This window comes from Extibacter muris, assembly GCF_004345005.1.
Taxonomy (GTDB): domain Bacteria; phylum Bacillota; class Clostridia; order Lachnospirales; family Lachnospiraceae; genus Extibacter; species Extibacter muris.
This window is the reverse complement of record NZ_SMMX01000004.1, coordinates 244197-264725: the sequence shown is the minus strand read 5'-3', so window position 1 is coordinate 264725 and position 20529 is coordinate 244197. Positions and strand designations below refer to the sequence as shown.

The window sequence follows — 20529 nt, the reverse complement described above, 5'->3', positions numbered from 1 at the left end:
CAGACTATAGCCAGCTGTATTTTTTATGAATTAACACATTTTCCGGCAGGATGATATAGTATCAATATCTACAAATTCAACAAAAAAGGGTGATAAGATGTCAGAGATAATGATAGAAAACCTATGTAAAACATTCGGTTCCAAAGATGGCAGGGTGGACGCGCTTAAGGAGGTGAGCCTGACGATCGGAGATGGTGATATATATGGCATCATCGGAATGTCCGGGGCGGGAAAGAGCACGCTTGTAAGATGCATGAACTTCCTGGAGCGCCCGACAGGAGGAAGGGTTCTCATAGGAGGGCGGCCTCTTGGCAGCCTGTCCGAAAGAGAGCTCCGCAGGCAGAGGGAACGCATTGGAATGATATTCCAACACTTTAACCTGCTCATGCAGAAAACCGTCCTGGAGAATGTATGCTTTCCTCTATACATACAGGGAAAGAGAAAGAAAGAGGCCAGAAAGAGAGCGGCTGAGCTGCTCGAGCTGGTAGGGCTTGAAGAGCGGCGGAAAGCGTATCCTTCTCAGCTGTCGGGCGGGCAGAAGCAGAGGGTGGCTATCGCGAGGGCGCTTGCCTCCGACCCTGAAATCCTGCTGTGCGATGAGGCCACGAGCGCTCTGGATCCGCAGACGACCTCATCTATACTGGAGCTTCTGAAGGACATCAACAAAAGATTTGGAATCACTATCGTAGTCATTACGCACCAGATGGCTGTCGTGAGGGAGATATGTACGCATGTCGCTGTCATGAAAGGAGGACAGGTAGAGGAGGAGGGGAAGGTGGAAGATATCTTCGCGCATCCCAGGTCCGCGGCTGCCAGAGAGCTTATCCGCAGCGACAGAGGCGGGGATATGCAGGAAAGATACGGACGGCCGGAAGAGGAGATCCGTAGCGGCAGACGGATAAGGGTAGTCTTTTCGGAAAATTCAGCCTTTGAACCGGTCATTGCCAATATGATTCTGGCCTTCCGGGAGCCGGTCAACATACTGAGGGCAGATACGAAGAATATAGGTGGTGTGGCTAAAGGGGAGATGATACTGGAATTCGCTCCTGGCAGCATTAATATAGAAGCAATGAAAACATATATGTCTCATCGGGGGCTGGAGGCTGAGGAGGTGAAGGAAGATGTGGAGCAGTGACATCTTTATTATGATAACAGAAGGAGTGAAAGAAACCCTATATATGACGGTGCTGTCTGCCGGGGCAGGCTACCTGTTTGGCCTTCCTATGGGGGTGCTTATGGCGGTAACCGGCAGGGAAGGCATCAGGCCGAACCGGATACTGTACAAGGTGCTGGATGCAGCAGCCAACATCGTGAGGAGCATTCCGTTCCTGATTTTGCTGATTCTGCTCATCCCATTTACCCGCCTGGTCGTGGGGCAGAGCTATGGCTCTTCTGCGACCGTAGTGCCGCTTGTCGTCGCGGCGGTCCCGTTTATCGCCAGGATGGTGGAATCTTCCTTGAAGGAAGTAGATGCCGGGGTGATCGAGGCCGCCAGGGCCATGGGAGCAGGGAATATGCAGATTGTCAGGCGAGTGCTGCTCGTGGAGGCGAGGACGTCACTTATTACAGGCGCCACCATCGCCACAGGTACGATTCTCGGATATTCGGCGATGGCCGGGACGATCGGAGGGGGAGGACTGGGTGACATAGCCATACGGTACGGATATTACCGCTATCAGACAGATATCATGGTCGCAACCGTTGTCCTGCTCGTCCTATTAGTACAGCTGTTCCAAACGGCAGGCATGTCATTTGCTTCCCGTTTAGATAAAAGAAAGTAGAAATGGAGGAAATAATCATGAAAAAGATAGTAGCAATCTTATTGACAGGAGTATTGGCAGCAGGGGTGCTGGCAGGCTGCGGCAGATCGGGAGACAATGAAGCAGAGCCGAAGGGTTCTGAGGACAAGACGATCAAAGTGGCCGCCTCCGCGACGCCCCACGCCGAGATACTGGAAGAGGCGAAGGGGCTGCTCAAAGAGAAGGGATATGACCTTGAAGTGACCGTGTTTGACGATTATGTGCAGCCGAACGAAGTCGTCGAGAGCGGTGAATTTGACGCCAATTACTTTCAGCACGCGCCGTATCTTGAAAGCTTTAACAAAGAGAAGGGGACTCATCTTGCCGCGGCGGAAGAGATTCACTACGAGCCGTTCGGCATCTATGCGGGTACGAAGAAAAGCCTGGATGACATCAAGGATGGTGACAGCATAGCGGTACCCAACGACACGACAAATGGGGCAAGAGCGCTGCTGCTTCTGCAGGATAATGGAATTATTAAGCTCAAGGATGGTGCGGGGCTTGATGCGACGGTGAACGACATCACCGACAATCCACACAATGTGAAGATAGTCGAGCTGGAAGCGGCACAGATTGCCAGGGTCGTGGAAGAGACTGCTTACGTCGTGCTAAACGGAAACTATGCGCTGGAGGCAGGGTATTCAGTGGCAAAAGACGCGCTGGCATATGAGACATCGGATTCAGAGGCGGCCAGGACGTATGTCAATATCATCGCTGTCAAAAAGGGGGACGAGGAGAAGGAAGGGATAAAAGCGCTGGTAGAAGTTCTCAAATCCGATGACATCCGGAAATATATAGAAGAGACATATGACGGGGCGGTCATCCCGTATGAATAGGAAGTTAAGAAGCCTGCCATGGGCATAAAGAAAAGAGGGCTGCCACAACGAAGTGGCAGCCCTTTCCATATTCAATTAAATGTCAGATTAGCATCCACATCCGCAGTCGTTTCCGCAGCCGTTTCCGCAGCCATTGCCGCCGAAGCCGCCACAGCAGCAGAGTAACAGGATGATCCAGATACAGCTGTCATTGCCGCATCCGCCGCCACAGCCATTGCCACAGCCATTACCGCCGAAGCCGCCGCAGCAGCACAGTAACAGGATAATCCAGATACAGCTGTTGCCGCCAAATCCGCAGCCACAGTCTCCACCACATCTTGATTCACAACCACATCCGCAGTTTGTTGCACTTAAATCGCTCATAATTGAAAGCCTCCATATATGTTATTTACACTACATAATATGCGTGGGGTGCAGATGTGTGAAACAAAAGGTTATTTAATATTTTATTAGCTTTCTGACCGAATGCTGGAATCTGTGCGCCCGGCCCTGAAGCTTCAGCTTTTCTACCGGAGTGACGCTTTTCTTCACATATTCATCGTACATCGTAAGCAGATAGGCGACGGTGATGTTCCGGTTCTTATACCATGTGAACAAGAGCCAGTTCATGATGTCGGGATGCCAGTATTTTTCCGGTATGGCTGCATCTTTCAGGATAATGATATGCTTGAGCGCCTGCATGGACAGCTGGGCAAGCCGGCTCGTCTCTTCCTTCTGGCGGAACAGTTCATTGCTCTCCATTATAATCTCATACAAGGCACCGGCAGCCTTCCAGTATGTAACGAACGTATCTTCTTCCGTCTGTCCCCGGCCGGAAGCATCCGCTTTCAGGTCAAACGTCTGCATGTCCTGCCTGCGGCCGCCGATCCCCCTGTCATATTCCGCACGTCTGCCCGTATCGGACAATACCCCATATGCTTCCAGTATTTCCTGCATCTTGTCTGTCGTATCAATTCCGTTCTTGATGTTGGCGTCCGGATGGTATCGCTTGGCAAGCATATTCTTGGCGGCAGTGATCTCCTCTTGCGTCGCCTTTGTTGAAACCCCTAATATATCATAGTAATTCTGATCTTCCACAATATCCTCCCCTTAAGCCATATATGGATATAGAATCTATTATATCTTACGACAAAATATGGAAGAAATCAATTTTAATTTCCATATCAATGCTTTTTAAATTTGTTTCATAAGCCTATCAGGATGATTTGAATATCCTAATAGAAAAGGGTAAAAATAATCATGAAACATGTAAAGGATATGACAGATTATTGGTGTGAGGACACTGTTACAGGCAAGTATACAGGTAAGAATGTTGGAATAGCGGTTCTGGATACCGGTATAGTACCGCATCCGGACCTTAAAGATAGAATCAAAGGATTTAAAGACTGCGTGGGCGGACGTGGGCGGATGTATGACGACAATGGGCACGGGACGCATGTGACAGGCATACTTGGAGGAGACGGGAGGATGTCGCGTGGCGTCCATGCGGGGATGGCCCCGGATGCGGACCTTTATAGCATCAAAGTGCTGGATGCAAGAGGACAGGGGACGGTGGACGGCATATTGAGGGGCATGCAGTGGCTCCTTGAGAATTGGTATGCATACGGCATCCGAATCGTTAATATGTCCGTCGGTGCGAATCTGGAACTGGAAGATGAAAAGGGAAAAGAACTGGAGCAGGCGGCAGAGGCTTTGTGGGATGCAGGGCTTGTCGTGGTCGCGTCGGCGGGGAACTATGGCCCCGGGGAAGGAACCGTGTCCGTGCCGGGAACGAGCAGGAAGATAATAACCGTAGGTTCATCGGATATCATAGTATCAGCAGGCGGAAAGCATACCAGCTTCTATTCCGGCTGTGGCCCAACACATGAATGCGTCGTAAAACCAGACGTCGTGGCACCGGGAAACCAGATCATATCATGCAACAGCAGGTTCGGCATAAGAAGGCAGAGGCCTTATACGGTTAAAAGCGGGAGTTCCATGGCAACGCCGGTCGTGTCGGGAGCAATCGCGCTTCTTCTGTCGAAGTATGGTGACATGTCCAATGTAGAGGTGAAGCTTAAGCTGCGTGAGAGCTGTGAAAGGATGGAAGAGAAGCAGGGATGGGGAAGGGTCAGGATTTCGAAGCTTCTGGACAGCAGACGCCTGGAATAAATTATTGTTCTGTTATGCTGTCTCTGCCAGGAAGCCATATGCTATAATAAGCGTATAACTGGTGGGAACCATATAGGGAAGGCGTGTGATAACATGTATGAATATGTACAGAAAGAGAAAAAGGAATGCAGACCTCGCATCCAGAACTTCTATAGCCCGGTCATTCAGCGTCTTGTGATAGACAAAAAGGAATATAAAGATGAAAACAGTCTTTTTGCCGCGGCAATCGCCTGGCTTAAGTCTGTTGGCGTGCAAAAGCCAGATGCGAAAAAGCTCAGGGTGGCAGTCCGGAATATTTTCAACGGGGAGGATCTGGCTGACGAGACAGAGTTTCACAATCTGATTGCCAGGGGAATGGGACGGGAAGACCTGATCCACGTTACAGATGATACAGAAGAAGAGGAAGCGTCAGAAGAAGAGTCGACAGACGGAAGGATGACAGCAGAGGAAGAAGAGGAGACAGAAGAAGAGTCCGGTGAAGAGGTGCTGCAGTACGGGACTATACAGATTGGAAAAAAGATATACCCTTCTAATATGGTATTCCTGAGATATTCCGGCCCGGTCGTGACGCTGTACCGTTCCATGAGTGCTGAAGAATACATGGAATTGTGCGACGGATGTGCTAAGACGGGGCAGCCTCTCTTTTCGTTCGCGCCAGGGAGAAAGGGAGGGGAAAAGTATTTTGCACCGAATCTCGCCTATCTGCTCGGCGGCTCCAGAAAGGGGAACAGAAGCTAAGCTCTCTGAATGTGGGTTTTAAGTCCCCGCAATCGCTGGCGCTGCTCGCTCCTTATATCGTAAGCATCCATGTTGTTGATATGGAACAGCGTCTGCCGGCGAAAAAGCGTCCACCGGCGAAACGGCGTCCGCCGGCAGAAACGGTCAAGAGGCTTCCGATACTGCCTGAGAAGGACGCTGATGAGAGGATGGATATGCAGAATGGGAAGAAGAAAAAACAGCCTTTGGAGGACATGGATGAGACGGAGGATGCGCAGGAAGAGGAAGAAGGACTGTCTTTGATGGAAATGGCTGGCGACATATTTACGATAAGCGGCAGAAGCTATGATATAGGAAGCAACCAGGTTGAAAACGGACAGTGCCTCTGGAGGCTATTGTCAGATAAGGCCGGGATATCTGAGGAGATACTTGAAGCAGCTGCAGCAGAGCGTGATATCGGGTATATGGACTATGTCGATACGGAGGATCTGGAAGCACTTGTCACGGAAATCAATAGGCGGCTTCCCGCAGAGAAGCGTATTCGGATAGCGCTGGACGTCTTTTACTATGACGGGCGTTACGATACGGAAAGAAGCGGAACATATGGCAGCGGTGTTATAACGCTTCATATCGGAGGAGTCTTTGCACCGGACGGACAGGGACATTACGTGATGAAATCATAGATGGAGAGGGTGTCAAGAAAAAACACTTGACACCCTCTCCATTTTGTTATATGATATCACAGGTGAACAACATGAATGAAATATTAGAACAGGCTTTGCTTTATGATTTTTACGGTGAACTTCTGACGGAACATCAGAAAGAGATATACGAACAGTTCGTGCTGGAAGATCTGTCGCTTGGAGAGATTGCCGCTGAGGCGGGCATCAGCAGACAGGGAGTGCACGACCTCGTCAAGCGGTGCGGCAGAACGCTGAAGGGGTATGAAGACAAGCTGCATCTTGTCGGGAAGTTCGTCAGCATCAAAGAGAAAGTAAAGCAGATAGATGAATTGCTGGACGGATATGAGGAGCGAAAGCCGCGGGAACTTGTGGCAGACATCCGTAAGATATCCGATGAGATTATAGAGGAGCTGTAGCATGGCATTTGATAGTTTGACGGAAAAACTGCAGAACATATTCAAGATCTTAAGAAGCAAAGGGCGATTGACAGAAGATGATGTAAAGGAAGCGCTGAAAGAGATCAAGCGGGCGCTGCTGGCAGCAGACGTCAATTTCAAGGTAGTCAAAGGATTCGTTAAGAACGTCCAGGAAAGAGCCGTGGGGCAGGACGTCATGAACGGCCTGAATCCGGGACAGATGGTGATTAAAATCGTCAATGAAGAGCTGGTAAAGCTGATGGGCTCGGAGACGACAGAGATCAAGCTCCAGCCGGGAAGTGCCGTCACGGTCATCATGATGGCCGGCCTTCAGGGCGCGGGTAAGACGACGACAACTGCAAAGCTGGCAGGAAAGTATAAGCTAAAGGGAAAGAAGCCATTGCTCGCCGCCTGTGACGTATACCGTCCCGCAGCTATCAAGCAGCTGCAGGTAAACGGGGAAAAGCAGGGGGTGGACGTGTTCTCCATGGGAGACAGCCACAAGCCGGCGGATATCGCGAAAGCCGCCGTCCTGCACGCGCAGAAGAACGGCAACAATATCGTGATTCTCGATACCGCGGGCCGTCTGCATATCGACGAGGATATGATGGCGGAGCTTCAGGAGATCAAGGGAGCGGTTGATGTCCATCAGACGATTCTTGTCATCGATGCCATGACCGGTCAGGATGCGGTCAACGTGGCGGCTGATTTCAACGATAAGATAGGGATTGACGGTGTCATCGTCACCAAACTTGACGGTGATACACGAGGCGGAGCCGCGCTGTCTGTGAAGGCAGTTACCGGCAAGCCGATACTATATGCAGGCATGGGGGAGAAGCTGTCCGACCTGGAACAGTTCTATCCGGACAGGATGGCGTCCCGTATCCTCGGTATGGGAGATGTGCTCACCCTTATCGAAAAGGCAGAAGCCGAGATAGATGAAGCAAAAGCGATAGAGATGAGCAGAAAGCTCAAGAAAGCCCAGTTTGATTTTGAGGATTATCTGGAGAGTACGAAGCAGATGAAGAACATGGGCGGCCTGGGAAATATCATGAACATGATGCCGGGGCTCGGCGGCATGGGAAAGATGAAGGGGCTTGACGATGAACAGGCAGCCCAGGCGGAGAAGAATATGGCGCGCATGGAAGCTATGATATATTCCATGACCCTGGAAGAGCGCCGGAATCCTGACCTTCTGAATCCTTCTAGGAAGCATAGAATTGCAAAGGGGGCCGGCGTGGACATCAGTGATGTAAACCGTATGGTCAAGCAGTTCGGCGAGATGAAGAAGATGATGAAGATGATGGGAAAAGGTGGTAAGAAAGGCAAGTTCAGGCTTCCTTTTTAACCTATAGATCAAATGAAAGATAAATAAGTGGAGGTGAAACAGATGGCAGTAAAAATCAGATTAAAAAGAATGGGACAGAAGAAGGCTCCTTTCTATAGAATCGTTGTGGCAGATGCAAGATCCCCGAGGGATGGCAAGTTCATCGAGGAAATCGGCACATACAATCCGAACCAGGACCCAAGCGTATTCAAAGTTGATGAAGAAGCAGCTAAGAAGTGGTTAGGCACTGGGGCACAGCCGACAGAAGCTGTAAACAAGATCTTCAAAGCAGCCGGAATCGAAAAATAGGCTGAAGTCTGGAGGCGTATAGCATGAAAGAATTAGTGGAAGTAATTGCGAAGGCACTTGTCGACAATCCTGACAGCGTAGTGGTTACGGAGCGGGAGGACAAGAAGACGACGATTCTGGAAGTACATGTTGCGGATTCCGATATGGGAAAAGTGATTGGAAAACAGGGGCGTATCGCCAAAGCAATCCGTTCTGTCGTCAAGGCAGCCGCGGCAAAGGAAGATAAAAAAGTAATCGTAGATATTATGGATTAATTTTGGGGGCCGGCCCCCTGTTCACGCAGGGTACCGGTCCTTTTTTGGCATCCGTGAGGACAGGGGTGCCCCAGATAAGGAGAATACAGATGGAAAAGATGCTTAAGGTGGGAGTCATAACATCGACTCACGGAATCCAGGGCGAGGTTAAGGTATTACCGACAACTGATGACCCGGGACGTTTTAAATTGCTGGAGCACGTGATAGTAGATATGGGAAAGAGTACGACACAGCTTGAGATCGAGAGAGTCAAATTCTTCAAAAAGTTTGTCATTCTCAAGTTCAAAGGCATTGATCATATAAATGACGTGGAGAGGTATAGAAGACGTAACCTTCTCGTGGAGAGGGAGAACGCAGTACCTCTGGGGGAAGGAGAATACTTTATCGCAGATATGCTTGACATGGATGTCCAGACGGAAGACGGCGTGCCCTTTGGCAGGCTCAAAGATGTCATAGAGACCGGGGCCAACGATGTGTACGTCATCGCGAGCCCGGTCCATGGCCAGGTGCTTGTACCGGCTATCCGTGAATGTATACGGGACATAGACGTTGATCAGGGCATGATGACGATACATCTGATGGAGGGGCTCATATGATGCGGTTTTATATCATGACATTATTTCCCGACATGGTGATGAACGGGCTTGGTACAAGCATTACAGGGCGGGCGATGGAGAAGGACCTGCTCGGAGTGGAGGCTGTCAATATCAGGGACTATGCGTTCAACAAGCATAACAGCGTAGATGATTACCCATACGGCGGGGGCGCCGGCATGCTGATGCAGGCGGAGCCGGTGTATCAGGCTTACAATGCCGTTAAGGAAAAGGTGGGCAGAAGCCCAAGGGTCGTATATCTGTCTCCACAGGGCCGGACGTTTCATCAGGAGATGGCAGAAGAACTGGCCCGGGAAGAAGAACTCGTACTGCTGTGCGGGCATTATGAAGGAATTGACGAGCGGGTGCTGGAAGAGATCGTGACCGATTACGTGTCCATCGGAGATTATGTGCTGACCGGGGGCGAACTTCCGGCAATGGTCATAGTAGATGCCGTCTCCCGTCTCGTGCCGGGAGTGCTTCACAATGACGTGTCGGCAGAGTTCGACAGCTTTCAGGATAATCTGCTTGAGTATCCGCAGTATTCACGTCCCGAAGTCTGGCATGGGAAACAGGTTCCTCCGGTGCTGCTGTCCGGACACCATGCCAATGTGGAAAAATGGAGAAGGGAACAATCTGTCATACGCACGGCCAGGAACAGGCCGGACCTGCTGGAAAAAGCGGATCTGGATGAAACAGAAAAAGAACTTGTCAGGAAAGTGCTCGGGAGAGATATATATTAATCACAAATACAGGTATATTTAGATTGACGTCTGTCCCGCAGGCAGATACTATAAAAGAAGAGACAAATTCAAACGGTAAAGGAGAAGGTCAGGATGGGAATATTTGATGGAAAGGTAGCAATAATAACAGGTGGGGGAAAAGCAAAATCTATCGGCTACGGCATTGCTGTCGCTTATGCGAAAGAAGGCGCGAATCTGGCAATCACGGGCAGGAATGAGAAGAAGCTGCTGGACGCGAAAGAGGAGCTGGAACGCCTCTATGGTATCAAGGTACTGCCACTGCAGGCAGATGTGACTCCGGATGAAAAATCCGAAGAAGTGGTGAAGGAAACGGTGAAGAAGGTTGCAGATACGTTTGGGCGCATTGACGTGCTCATCAACAATGCGCAGGCATCCGCATCAGGGATACCGCTGTCCATGCACATGAAGGATCATTTCGATCTCGGCATCTATTCCGGCCTTTATGCCGTCTTCTATTATATGAGGGCATGCTATCCGTACCTCAAGGAGACGCAGGGATCTGTCATCAACTTTGCCTCTGGGGCAGGGCTGTTCGGCAATGCGGGACAGAGTTCCTATGCGGCGGCGAAGGAAGGCATCCGCGGGATATCCCGTGTGGCGGCGACGGAATGGGGCAAGGACAATATCAATGTCAATGTAGTGTGCCCGCTGGCAATGACCGCACAGCTTGAGAACTTCAAGGAGGCATACCCGGAGGCGTACGAGAAGAATCTGAAAGCGGTTCCGATGGGACGCTTCGGGGATCCGGAGAAAGATATCGGACGTGTGTGCGTGCATCTTGGATCGCCTGACTTCAAATATATGTCCGGTGAAACGCTTACGCTCGAAGGCGGTATGGGACAGCGCCCGTAATATAAATAAAATACTTGCAAAACATTGCATAATATGATAAACTATAGCATGTTGTGAAGAAAAGAGATGGTCCTCTGATACGAATGTATTAAGAACGTCCAAGCAAACGAGGAGGTCACACATAATGAACGATATTATCAAAAATATTGAAGCGGAACAGCTGAAAGAAAACGCGCCGGTATTCAACGTCGGTGATACGGTAAAGGTTTACGGTAAGATCAAAGAGGGCAACCGTGAGAGGATCCAGGTATTTGAAGGCACTGTTCTCAAGAAACAGGGCGGCGGAGCAAGGGCTACATTTACCGTAAGAAAGAATTCTAACGGCATAGGCGTAGAGAAGACATGGCCGCTGCACTCACCAAACGTAGAACGGGTAGAAGTAGTAAGAAGAGGTAAAGTAAGAAGAGCAAAACTGAACTACCTGAGAGACCGTGTCGGCAAGAAGGCAAAAGTAAAAGAGCTAGTAAAATAAGAACGTATACTTTTAGAACGGTTCATGTTCCAAGAAGTACGAAGAGAGGACAAGTACATAATGTATATTGTCCTCTTTCTGATATAAGGGACAGGAGGTGCCTAGAAAGGCTTCGGCCTTTCATACTGTATGAGAAGAAGAAGGAAAAGCCTTGGCTTTGCCAGGAAGAGAAGGAGAATCCACATCAACTGGGAATATCTCCCTGTAATCGGAAAGTGGTTTTTTAAAATTGCGGTCGTCTGCCTTCTGGCCTTCGTGTATGTGTGGTATTTCGGGCAGCGGGTCAGCACGATAGGAGATTCGATGAATCCGGTGCTTGAAAATGGTGATGTGGTGCTTATCAACCGGATCGTCTACAATGCCACAAGCCCAAAACGAGGGGATATCATAGCATTTAAGCCGAAAGGCAATGAAAATGCGCATTATTATATCAAACGTATCGTAGGCCTGCCGGGTGAGACGGTAGAGCTTATTGAAAACAGCATCTATATTAACGGCAAGAAGATAGAGGAAGATTACAAGACGACAGACATCGGTGACGTCGGGATAGCTTCCGAGAAGATTACGCTTGGCGGAGACGAGTATTTTGTGCTCGGAGACAACCGTGAAAACAGTGAGGACAGCCGTAACGCGGACGTAGGCAATGTGAAGAGGAGCTATATATATGGGGAAGTCTGGTTTACGGTATCCCCTAGAAAAAATATTGGATTTGTAAGATAAGGAGAGCAATTATGCATTTTCAATGGTACCCGGGCCATATGACGAAGGCGAAACGTATGATGCAGGAAAATATAAAGCTGATAGATCTGGTGATCGAGCTGGTAGATGCCAGGATTCCGCTCAGCAGCAGGAATCCTGACATAGACGAGCTTGGGAGGCACAAGGCGAGGCTGATTCTGCTGAATAAGGCAGACCTGGCAGAAGAGAGATGGAATGACGCATGGGCGGAATACTTCAGGGAAAAAGGATTCTCCGTCGTGAAAGTCAATTCTAAAAAAGGCGGCGGAATGAAATCCATCCACGGCGTGATCCAGGAAGCCTGCAGAGAAAAGATAGAGAGGGACAGAAAGCGCGGCATATTGAACCGGCCTGTGCGTGCCATGGTAGTCGGCATCCCAAATGTAGGAAAGTCTACATTCATCAACAGCCTGACAGGGAAATCATGTACCAAGACGGGGAATAAGCCCGGAGTTACGAAGGGGAAGCAGTGGATACGTCTGAACAGGCAGGTGGAGCTGCTTGATACGCCGGGAATTCTCTGGCCGAAGTTTGAGGATCAGCAGGTGGGGCTGAAACTGGCCTTCGTCGGCTCTATAAAAGACGACATACTGCAGACAGAGGAGCTGGGCGCAGAACTGCTCCGCTTTATGCTGGACAATTATCCGGGCGTGCTGGAAAGCAAGTATGCAGTAGAAGAGGACGACGATGCCTATACCACTTTAAGCCGGATTGCAGAAAGCAGGCACTGCCTCGTACGTGGCAATGAGCTGGATACGGAAAAAGCTGCGCTGCTCCTTCTGGACGACTTCCGGAATGGCAAGCTGGGACGCCTGACACTGGAATATCCGCCGGAAGTATGATAGAATGCTTAGGTAAGCATTGAGAAAGGGGCACACGACATATGTCAAGACGCAGAAAAAGAGATGTGGGGGGAAGTGTACTGAAGGAGCTGGGAGGCTGGCTTCTCTACATACTGATCATCGTAGGCCTGACGTACCTGATCATCACCTTCGTGGGGCAGCGTACCAGGGTAAGCGGCTATTCCATGGAACCGACCCTGAGCGACGGCGACAGCCTGATCGTAGATAAGATAAGCTATCGCTTCCGGGATCCGAAAAGGTTTGACATCATAGTATTTCCATATAAACATGAAAAGAACACTTACTATATTAAGAGGATTATCGGCCTGCCTGGCGAAACGGTGCAGGTGACAGACGGTTATGTATATATAGACGGGCAGAAGCTGGAAAGCGACACGTATGGAGCAGAACCTATACAGTCCCCACAGACGGCGGCTAGTCCAATCACGCTCAGCGAGGATGAGTATTTTGTGATGGGCGATAACAGGAACCACAGCTCTGACAGCAGGGACCCGAGCGTAGGCGTTATCAAACGGAAGGATCTGATGGGGAGGGCTTTCCTTCGTGTCTATCCGTTTGACCATATAGGAGTTATCAAGCATGAATAAGCGGGAAGAAGAAAAGCTTCGTAAGCAGGAAGAAAAGCTGCTGAAAGAGCTGGAACGCACTGAGAGCATGAGCGTATATGAAAAGGAATATGACATGTGCCGCTATATCTGCGGCATAGATGAAGTAGGCAGGGGACCGCTTGCCGGGCCGGTAGTGGCCGGTGCGGTAATCCTGCCTAAAGACAATCCGATACTGTATCTGAATGATTCCAAAAAGCTGTCGGCTAAGAAAAGGGAACTGCTGTATGATGAGATTATGGAGAAGGCCGTAGCGGCGGGCATCGGTATCGCAGGCCCGCAGCGGATTGATGAAATCAATATCCTGCAGGCTACATATGAGGCGATGCGTATGGCAATCGCGGACTTGAAGGTGCGGCCGGATATCCTGCTCAATGACGCCGTAACGATTCCCGAAGTGGACATTCCCCAGGTCCCCATCATCAAAGGAGATGCCAAAAGCGTATCCATAGCTGCGGCAAGCATAATCGCCAAGGTGACAAGGGACAGGCTTATGGTGGAATATGAACAGGTTCTGCCGGGATATGACTTTGCCAATAACAAAGGATATGGTACGAAGGCACATATTGCCGGACTGAAAGAACTGGGGCCTTCTCCTATACACAGAGCGACCTTCATCAGAAATTTCGTATGAGAGGGAATCCGCGATGCTAAGAGGTAGAGATGGGATACAATAAGAGAGCAGAGGGAGGCCGGTACGAGCAGATAGCCGGGAAGTATCTGGAAGAGCGTGGTTATGAGATTATCTGCTATAATTACCGGTGCCGTATCGGGGAGATTGATATCATTGCAAGAGACAGGGATTCTCTCGTATTCTGTGAAGTAAAATACAGAAGGAATACATCCAAAGGCCATCCTGCTGAGGCGGTGGATGCAAGGAAACAGCGCGTGATTGCAAGATGCGCCATGTACTATATCACCGCGAACAGGCTGCCCGAGATACCCTGCCGGTTTGATGTAGTGGCGATATTGGGCGAAGAGATAACCCATATCAAGAATGCATTTGAATATTGAGGAGAACATATGAAGCTGGATTTGAAATACAAGAACAAGGAACATATATTTGACATCAGAGAACAGGGAGGAGTGCCGTATCTCGCCTATCCGCTGCTGGAAGAGACAGGCATCGTAAAGCATGGGTTCTCTACAAGGCTTGGAGGCGTCAGCACGGGAAGCTGCGCTTCGATGAACATCAGCACGACGCGGGGGGACGCGCCGGAAGCCGTGGAGGAGAACCGCAGACGTATCGCCGCGGCTATCGGTGTGCAGCCGGAAGATATGACATATACGCACCAGACGCACACCACAAACGTAGCGGTAGTTGAAGAAGAGGACAGAGGCACCCGTTTTTTGGAGACAGACGGTATGGTAACAAACGTGCCAGGTATCTGCCTCGTCACATTCTATGCCGACTGTGTGCCGCTTTTTTTTGTGGATCCGGTGCGCAAGGCCATCGGTCTTGCCCATTCAGGGTGGCGGGGCACGGTCGGGCGTATCGGCAAGGCGGCTGTCGAGAAGATGGCCCACAATTATGGCACAGACCCGAAAGACGTGATTGCGGCCATCGGCCCGTCGATCTGCCAGGACTGTTATGAGGTGAGCGAGGATGTGATCTGCCGATTCAGGGAAAATTTTCCTGATGAATGCTGGCCGGATCTGTTCTATAATAAAGGGGATGGAAAGTACCAGCTGAACTTATGGAAAGCCAATGAACATGTGCTCACGGATGCTGGTATCACAAAGGGACATATAGCGACGACGAATGTCTGCACACATTGCAATCCGGACATACTTTTCTCTCACAGGGCGGCAGGAGAGAAAAGAGGGAACTTAAGTGCGTTTCTTGCGCTTAAGTAAGCACAGGAGGAGTATCAGATATGGGAACAAACGAAGTCACAGAAGTTACACAGGAGGCGGTGGAAAATGCCAATGAATTCGTACGGTATTTCCAAGACCATATTCCGGCTTTGATTGGATTTGGGATTAAAGTATTGGTTGCCCTCATTGCATTTTTTATCGGAAGGATCCTTATAAAATGGGCAAGGAAGATCGTGAGGGCATCTCTGGAACGTTCTGAGGCCGATAAAGGCGTGGAGCAGTTTGTAGATTCGGTCCTCAAAGTAGGGCTTTACATCTTGCTCATATTCTCCATTGCCGCCAAACTGGGCGTGGATACCACATCTGTGGCGGCGCTTGTGGCATCCGGAGGCGTTGCCATCGGCCTTGCGCTGCAGGGGAGCCTGTCAAATTTTGCGGGAGGCGTGCTCATCCTTCTTCTAAAGCCGTTCACGGTGGGGGATTATATCATTGAAGATTCCAACGGCAATGAAGGTACGGTGAAAGAGATCCAGATATTCTACACGAAGCTCAGCACGATTGACAACAAGACGATTGTCATACCTAACGGCATGCTCACGAACAACAGCCTGACCAATGCTACGGCCAAGGACGAGAGACGGCTCGACCTGAAGGTAGACATCTCTTATCATGCGGACTTGAGAAAGGCAAAAGATATCATTGAAAACCTGTTAAAAAAAGATGACTGCATATTAAAAGACGAAGAGATTACCGTATTCGTGGATGAACTGGCGGCGAGCGCGGTCATCATCGGAGCCCGGGCATGGGTGAAAAGCGAAGACTTCTGGCCCACAAGGTGGCGGCTGCTGGAAGAGATCAAGCTGACGCTGGATGCAAGGGGAATCGAGATTCCGTACCAGCAGGTAACGGTGCATATGTCACAGCAGGAACAACAGAGATAGCAGGACAATTAAAATCAGCGCAAACCCGGAAGGCTTGCGCTGATTTTATATAAGCTGGAAATCGGACTTGAACCGACGACCCCTTCATTACGAGTGAAGTGCTCTACCGACTGAGCTATTCCAGCCTGTCGACTGCTTGACCGCAGCCACAAATATTATTATAGCGTATTTGCCAGGTTTTGCAAGAACTTTTTGCAAAAATTTTCAAGATTATGTTAGAATGGGTTATACAATGTATAAAAATCGTATGTGATGAGGTTAGAGATATGAAACATAGAGTGATTTATCCTCGCCCGTTGAAAAAAGGAGACCAGGTATGCGTCATCGATCCGGCCAATGCGTTTACAGAGGAGGGCATCCGCAATGCGCGGGCTTTTTTGGAAGGGAACGGATTTCAAGTCGTCATCTCGGAGGACATGGCATTCAAACGGGGGACGGCCGAAGAGCGGGCAGATCGGCTGAACGGCGTGCTGCGCAATCGAGATAACAGGGCGGTGCTCTGTATGTGGGGCGGCTATGGCACGATACCGCTGCTTGACAAGATAGACTATGAGGCGTTAAGGACGAACCGGCCTGTGTTCTCAGGATTCAGCGATATAACGGCCATACATATGGCTATCCAGGATAAGACCGGGCTCGTATCCTTTCACGGGCCGGCACTCTACAGTCCCAAGCGTCCGGTCACACCGGATGCACAGCGGCAGTTTATAGACATGGTGACAGAGCCGTGGAAGAGGAAGGAACTGTCCAACCTGAACGGTGAACCGTTCCGCATCGTCAGAAGCGGTACCACGCAGGGACGGCTGGCCGGAGGCAATATGACTATCGTCAGCCGGCTCATGGGGACACCTTATGAGATTGACACAAAGGGCAGGATCTTATTCCTGGAAGAGGTGGGAGAGAAGCCGTACCGTCTCCACGGAATGCTTTATCAGCTCAAGCTTGCCGGTAAATTCGACGATGCCGCCGGCGTCATCATCGGCGGGCTGACCGGATGTGACGACGAAGGCCGTCCCGGAAGCGGAGAGGAAGCTGTCCGTACCATTCTGGAAGATACAGATATCCCTGTTATCTGCAATGTGCGCGCAGGCCATCTGAGCGACCCGCTGACGCTGCCTCTTGGGGCGGAAGCAAGGCTGGAAGGAGACAGGGTAATCATTATCGGAGCATGAATGCAGAAGCGGGAGCTTTGACTGGCAGATAATGTAATAGTATTGCCTGTCCACGTCATATTCGCACCCGCTCTTGTATTTTTTGCAAAATAATGTTATAGTATGAATAATACTATTAACATAATGAAAGACTTTTTTCGTACAAGCAGGGAGGGGTTCCGATGGAGTGCATGCTGACGACTGATCTGGCGTCAAAGAAGCTCGGCGAACGGATATGGCCGGATTACATAAAGCATTTTAAAAGCAGCACGACTGCGGCGTCATACCGGGCGGACGTACAGGAGTTCATGGAATTCTGCGCAAAGGATTTTCTTGGGATGGACCGGAAGGATGCAGAACGATATTATCTGTATCTGAAAGAAAGGCAGAAACAAAATATTCTGGGCGCACAGACGGTTGCCAAGAAGATAAGAGAACTTCATTCCTTTGCCGGCTTTATAGAAGCAAACAAGGCTACATACGAGGTAGATGAGGCATTTCAAGACCACTACAGTCATCTCTTGGACGGGCTTGAAAGGCAGGAAAGGCTGGCAGGGTCAATACCTGTAGAACATGTGGATGCGCTGTTCAAAGCTGCAGAAGAAGATCTGATGGCCTATACCATCTTCACCCTGCTGTACAGAGTATCTCTGTCCTCGACAGAGATTGCCGGGCTTCGCATAGAAGACTTCGCGGCTTACGACGATGGGGTGTATGTAGCGGCAGGGGACCGGACGGAACCATGCTTTGTACCGGCTGACGCGGCAGAAGTGCTGGAGCGGTATCTTGAAAAAGAATCCGCGGAAGGGTACCTGTTCCGCAACAGCCGCGGCAAGAAGCTGAACGTGATGTACATAAGCCGCCTTATGAAGAAGTATACGTTACAGGCAGGGATTCCAGGATACAGCGCACAGGAGCTTAAGAATTCCTGTGCGTTCACCCTGTTCGCTTACGGGGCCGGCCCAGAAGAGACAGCCAGGCAGCTCGGAATTACAGTGACGCAGATCAAGCGCTACTGTGGCAGGAGCTACCGGGAGAATATGATGAGGAAAGCCAACGATCTTGTGAAGCTCAAAGTAGAGCCGCCCGGGAGCGGTGCCGGAAATCCTACGCCTCGTCGGCGATTTTCAGGATAAGCCGGCGTGTGTCCTCCCATCCAAGACACGGGTCGGTGATAGACTTTCCATATACCCGGCTGTCGTCGATCGGCTGGCAGCCTTCTTCGAGATAGCTTTCGATCATCACCCCTTTGATAAGGCTTTTCAGCCCGGAATCGTATCTGCGGCTGTGAAGCACTTCGCTGACAATCCGTATCTGCTCTTTGAACTGCTTGTCGGAATTAGAATGGTTCGTGTCGATTACCGCCGCAGGGTTCTTCAGCTCCCGTTCCTGATACAAAGCAAGCAGCCGCATCAGATCCTCATAGTGGTAGTTGGGGATGCATGTGCCATACTTGTCCACGCCACCCCTGAGTATTACATGTGCGAGCGGATTGCCGTCTGTCGTCACATCCTGCCCGCGGTAGATGAAGCTGTGGGAGCTCTGGGCCGCGGTAACTGAGTTGAGCATGACGGAGAGATCCCCGCTCGTAGGGTTCTTCATACCGACGGGAATATCCATGCCGCTGGCAGTCAGCCGGTGCTGCTGGTTTTCGACAGAGCGTGCGCCGATGGCTTCGTAGGAAAGTATATCGTCCAGATAGCTGCGGTTTTCCGGATACAGCATTTCGTCCGCGGCTGTGAGCCCGCTCTCCTTTATGGCGCGTATGTGCATCTTGCGGATGGCGATGATGCCTCCCAGAAGGTCGGGGGCCTTATCCGGCACGGGCTGGTGGAGCATGCCTTTGTACCCCGCGCCTGTAGTGCGGGGCTTATTCGTATAGATTCTTGGGATAAGCACAAGCCGGCTGCATACTTCGTCATTCAGCCCAGCCAGCCGGCTGACATATTCGCATACGGAGTCCTCATTGTCAGCGGAACATGGACCCACGATTACCGCAAATTTGTCAGATAATCCTGTGAAGATGTCACGGATTTCCTTATCCCGTTTCTGTTTTAATGCAATCATATCATCTGCAAGCGGATACTCCGATTTTAAGTCCGCCGGCAGAGGAAGCTCTTTATTTACTGTCATTCCCATAACATCACCTGCTTTCTCTATTATACGGAGTTGATTGTACCACAGTTCGCGCATTTTGTAAAAATATGTAGATACTTGCGATATTTTTTACTATGTTTTGACATTTGGATAAGCTATAATAGAGGAAAAACAATCAGTATAAGGGGTACAGAGAGTATGGAGGAAAGAGAATTAAAGATTTGTACGTGGATTCACCATGCAGCCACATTCACGGGACTGTCCGCGGGTATCTGGGCACTGGACAGAAGAACGCGGAACACGAGGCGGAAACAGAGCGTGCTGAAAGAGACCGCGCTCGTACTGTACATAATCAGCCAGATATGGGCGGCAGTCAAGATAGTGGCATCCCTTTTGTCCGGCAGGGAGCGGATGGAAGACAGCTATGACAATATACACAGCCTGTGCAATGATAAGCGGAAGGAGAGGGGGATCACCTGGATGCTTACCATCGTATCAGCCTGCGTCAAAGCAGGCACGCCGGTCATGCTCAGATAGCAGCATCTGCCAGAAAAGCAGTGTGTACATGTGACAGGATAAGCGGTATAATATAGGCACAAAGGAGGAGTCACATGGAAGCATACAGATGGAGGACAGCGATAGTCACTCTGAGCGATAAAGGGTATCATGGAGAGAGAGAGGACAAGAGCGGGCCTCTGATTCAGGAGATTATGTCAGAAGAAGGTTATGATATTGTCGAAAATGTCCTTCTGCCGGATGAACAGGATATGATTGAGCGGGAACTCATCCGGCTAAGCGACGAAGAACATATGGATTTGATATTCACAACAGGAGGAACCGGATTTGCAGAGCGCGACCGTACGCCGGAAGCTACGCTTCATGTCGGGGACAGGAACGCGCCGGGGATTGCAGACGCTATCCGTCTTTATTCTCTTCAGGTTACGCCAAGGGCAATGCTCGGGCGCGGCGTGTCCGTGATACGTGGAAAGACGTTGATCGTGAATCTTCCCGGGAGCCCTAAGGCGGTCAGGGAAAGCCTTGGGTTCATCCTGCCGTCCCTCGGACACGGGCTCGCGATACTGACCGGAAGAGAAGCGGAATGTGGCGGTCCGGCTCCGCGGCACAGGCAGGTGCAGTGATGCG

28 protein-coding genes and 1 tRNA gene are annotated in these 20529 nt (G+C 50.4%); 25 read left to right on the top strand and 4 right to left on the bottom strand.

What is annotated here, in order from left to right:
• Positions 1-97: 97 nt before the first annotated feature.
• Genes E1963_RS06860 through E1963_RS06850 form a run of 3 tightly spaced genes read left to right on the top strand, consistent with a single transcriptional unit; the run spans position 98 to position 2635 of the window.
• A complete protein-coding gene (locus E1963_RS06860; RefSeq protein WP_132276555.1) occupies positions 98-1135 on the top strand; it encodes a methionine ABC transporter ATP-binding protein in 1038 nt (345 codons plus the stop codon).
• Positions 1122-1781 carry a methionine ABC transporter permease gene (locus tag E1963_RS06855; RefSeq protein ID WP_132276553.1) on the top strand — a complete coding sequence of 220 codons (660 nt, stop codon included), beginning with the start codon at positions 1122-1124 and terminating at the stop codon, positions 1779-1781. Before E1963_RS06860 ends, E1963_RS06855 begins: the two co-directional genes overlap by 14 nt.
• A 17-nt stretch (positions 1782-1798) precedes the next feature.
• Positions 1799-2635, top strand: coding sequence for a MetQ/NlpA family ABC transporter substrate-binding protein (locus E1963_RS06850; RefSeq protein ID WP_132276551.1), 837 nt, complete (start codon positions 1799-1801; stop codon positions 2633-2635).
• 87 nt (positions 2636-2722) lie between these two features.
• On the opposite strand, the gene E1963_RS06845 is transcribed toward E1963_RS06850, so the two are convergent.
• Together E1963_RS06845 and E1963_RS06840 are read right to left on the bottom strand one after the other, a co-directional pair.
• The gene (locus tag E1963_RS06845; RefSeq protein ID WP_132276549.1) at positions 2723-2998 is read right to left on the bottom strand and encodes a chorion class high-cysteine HCB protein 13; all 276 of its coding nucleotides are present in this window, start codon (positions 2996-2998) and stop codon (positions 2723-2725) included.
• 75 nt (positions 2999-3073) lie between these two features.
• A complete protein-coding gene (locus tag E1963_RS06840; RefSeq protein WP_132276547.1) occupies positions 3074-3712 on the bottom strand; it encodes a DnaJ domain-containing protein in 639 nt (212 codons plus the stop codon).
• A 162-nt stretch (positions 3713-3874) separates the two neighbouring features.
• On the opposite strand from E1963_RS06840, the gene E1963_RS06835 reads away from it, so the two are divergent.
• The 18 genes from E1963_RS06835 to E1963_RS06750 all read left to right on the top strand — a co-directional run bounded on the left by E1963_RS06835 (position 3875) and on the right by E1963_RS06750 (position 16138).
• Positions 3875-4786: a S8 family peptidase gene (locus E1963_RS06835; RefSeq protein ID WP_132276545.1), complete on the top strand. Its 912-nt coding sequence runs from the start codon at positions 3875-3877 to the stop codon at positions 4784-4786.
• A gap of 93 nt (positions 4787-4879) precedes the next feature.
• Complete coding sequence (locus tag E1963_RS06830) at positions 4880-5524, top strand: hypothetical protein (RefSeq protein WP_132276543.1); 645 nt, start codon at positions 4880-4882, stop codon at positions 5522-5524.
• An 11-nt stretch (positions 5525-5535) separates the two neighbouring features.
• Positions 5536-6186 carry a hypothetical protein gene (locus E1963_RS06825; protein WP_132276541.1) on the top strand — a complete coding sequence of 217 codons (651 nt, stop codon included), beginning with the start codon at positions 5536-5538 and terminating at the stop codon, positions 6184-6186.
• A gap of 71 nt (positions 6187-6257) precedes the next feature.
• A complete protein-coding gene (gene ylxM / locus E1963_RS06820; protein WP_181992914.1) occupies positions 6258-6602 on the top strand; it encodes a YlxM family DNA-binding protein in 345 nt (114 codons plus the stop codon).
• Between the two features lies 1 nt (position 6603).
• Positions 6604-7950 (top strand): signal recognition particle protein, encoded by a 1347-nt coding sequence (gene ffh, locus E1963_RS06815; RefSeq protein WP_132276539.1) that lies wholly within the window; start codon positions 6604-6606, stop codon positions 7948-7950.
• Between the two features lie 42 nt (positions 7951-7992).
• Positions 7993-8238 carry a 30S ribosomal protein S16 gene (rpsP, locus tag E1963_RS06810; RefSeq protein ID WP_132276537.1) on the top strand — a complete coding sequence of 82 codons (246 nt, stop codon included), beginning with the start codon at positions 7993-7995 and terminating at the stop codon, positions 8236-8238.
• A 23-nt stretch (positions 8239-8261) separates the two neighbouring features.
• Positions 8262-8492, top strand: coding sequence for a KH domain-containing protein (locus E1963_RS06805; protein ID WP_066576767.1), 231 nt, complete (start codon positions 8262-8264; stop codon positions 8490-8492).
• Between the two features lie 89 nt (positions 8493-8581).
• Positions 8582-9088: a ribosome maturation factor RimM gene (rimM, locus tag E1963_RS06800; RefSeq protein ID WP_132276535.1), complete on the top strand. Its 507-nt coding sequence runs from the start codon at positions 8582-8584 to the stop codon at positions 9086-9088.
• Positions 9088-9828, top strand: coding sequence for a tRNA (guanosine(37)-N1)-methyltransferase TrmD (gene trmD / locus E1963_RS06795; protein WP_132276671.1), 741 nt, complete (start codon positions 9088-9090; stop codon positions 9826-9828). Before rimM ends, trmD begins: the two co-directional genes overlap by 1 nt.
• Positions 9829-9921: 93 nt before the next feature.
• Positions 9922-10701, top strand: coding sequence for an SDR family NAD(P)-dependent oxidoreductase (locus tag E1963_RS06790; RefSeq protein ID WP_132276533.1), 780 nt, complete (start codon positions 9922-9924; stop codon positions 10699-10701).
• Positions 10702-10825: 124 nt separating this feature from the next.
• On the top strand, positions 10826-11173 hold the full coding sequence (gene rplS / locus E1963_RS06785; RefSeq protein WP_132276531.1) for a 50S ribosomal protein L19: 348 nt from the start codon (positions 10826-10828) through the stop codon (positions 11171-11173).
• Positions 11174-11302: 129 nt separating this feature from the next.
• Positions 11303-11893: a signal peptidase I gene (gene lepB, locus E1963_RS06780; protein ID WP_132276529.1), complete on the top strand. Its 591-nt coding sequence runs from the start codon at positions 11303-11305 to the stop codon at positions 11891-11893.
• A gap of 11 nt (positions 11894-11904) precedes the next feature.
• Positions 11905-12753 carry a ribosome biogenesis GTPase YlqF gene (gene ylqF / locus E1963_RS06775; protein ID WP_132276527.1) on the top strand — a complete coding sequence of 283 codons (849 nt, stop codon included), beginning with the start codon at positions 11905-11907 and terminating at the stop codon, positions 12751-12753.
• 41 nt (positions 12754-12794) lie between these two features.
• Entirely contained in the window at positions 12795-13361 is a 567-nt protein-coding gene (gene lepB, locus E1963_RS06770) for a signal peptidase I (RefSeq protein ID WP_132276525.1), read from the top strand.
• Positions 13354-14013 carry a ribonuclease HII gene (locus tag E1963_RS06765; protein WP_132276523.1) on the top strand — a complete coding sequence of 220 codons (660 nt, stop codon included), beginning with the start codon at positions 13354-13356 and terminating at the stop codon, positions 14011-14013. The genes lepB (E1963_RS06770) and E1963_RS06765 overlap by 8 nt, the downstream gene beginning before the upstream one ends.
• Before the next feature lie 29 nt (positions 14014-14042).
• Positions 14043-14393, top strand: a complete 351-nt coding sequence (locus E1963_RS06760; protein ID WP_132276521.1) for a YraN family protein — start codon at positions 14043-14045, stop codon at positions 14391-14393.
• Positions 14394-14402: 9 nt separating this feature from the next.
• The gene (pgeF, locus tag E1963_RS06755; RefSeq protein ID WP_132276519.1) at positions 14403-15236 is read left to right on the top strand and encodes a peptidoglycan editing factor PgeF; all 834 of its coding nucleotides are present in this window, start codon (positions 14403-14405) and stop codon (positions 15234-15236) included.
• 20 nt (positions 15237-15256) lie between these two features.
• Positions 15257-16138, top strand: coding sequence for a mechanosensitive ion channel family protein (locus tag E1963_RS06750; RefSeq protein ID WP_132276517.1), 882 nt, complete (start codon positions 15257-15259; stop codon positions 16136-16138).
• Positions 16139-16190: 52 nt separating this feature from the next.
• On the opposite strand, the gene E1963_RS06745 is transcribed toward E1963_RS06750, so the two are convergent.
• Positions 16191-16263 (bottom strand) — tRNA-Thr (locus E1963_RS06745).
• Between the two features lie 141 nt (positions 16264-16404).
• On the opposite strand from E1963_RS06745, the gene E1963_RS06740 reads away from it, so the two are divergent.
• Both E1963_RS06740 and E1963_RS06735 read left to right on the top strand, forming a co-directional pair.
• Complete coding sequence (locus E1963_RS06740; protein WP_132276515.1) at positions 16405-17310, top strand: S66 peptidase family protein; 906 nt, start codon at positions 16405-16407, stop codon at positions 17308-17310.
• A gap of 161 nt (positions 17311-17471) precedes the next feature.
• Positions 17472-18425, top strand: coding sequence for a tyrosine-type recombinase/integrase (locus E1963_RS06735; protein ID WP_243117613.1), 954 nt, complete (start codon positions 17472-17474; stop codon positions 18423-18425).
• Here the strand turns inward: E1963_RS06735 and E1963_RS06730 are convergent.
• Positions 18397-19428 (bottom strand): 3-deoxy-7-phosphoheptulonate synthase, encoded by a 1032-nt coding sequence (locus E1963_RS06730; protein ID WP_132276513.1) that lies wholly within the window; start codon positions 19426-19428, stop codon positions 18397-18399. The genes E1963_RS06735 and E1963_RS06730 overlap by 29 nt on opposite strands.
• A 156-nt stretch (positions 19429-19584) precedes the next feature.
• On the opposite strand from E1963_RS06730, the gene E1963_RS06725 reads away from it, so the two are divergent.
• Together E1963_RS06725 and E1963_RS06720 are read left to right on the top strand one after the other, a co-directional pair.
• The gene (locus E1963_RS06725; protein ID WP_132276511.1) at positions 19585-19923 is read left to right on the top strand and encodes a hypothetical protein; all 339 of its coding nucleotides are present in this window, start codon (positions 19585-19587) and stop codon (positions 19921-19923) included.
• Positions 19924-19997: 74 nt separating this feature from the next.
• Positions 19998-20525 (top strand): MogA/MoaB family molybdenum cofactor biosynthesis protein, encoded by a 528-nt coding sequence (locus tag E1963_RS06720; protein WP_132276509.1) that lies wholly within the window; start codon positions 19998-20000, stop codon positions 20523-20525.
• Positions 20526-20529 lie beyond the last annotated feature (4 nt).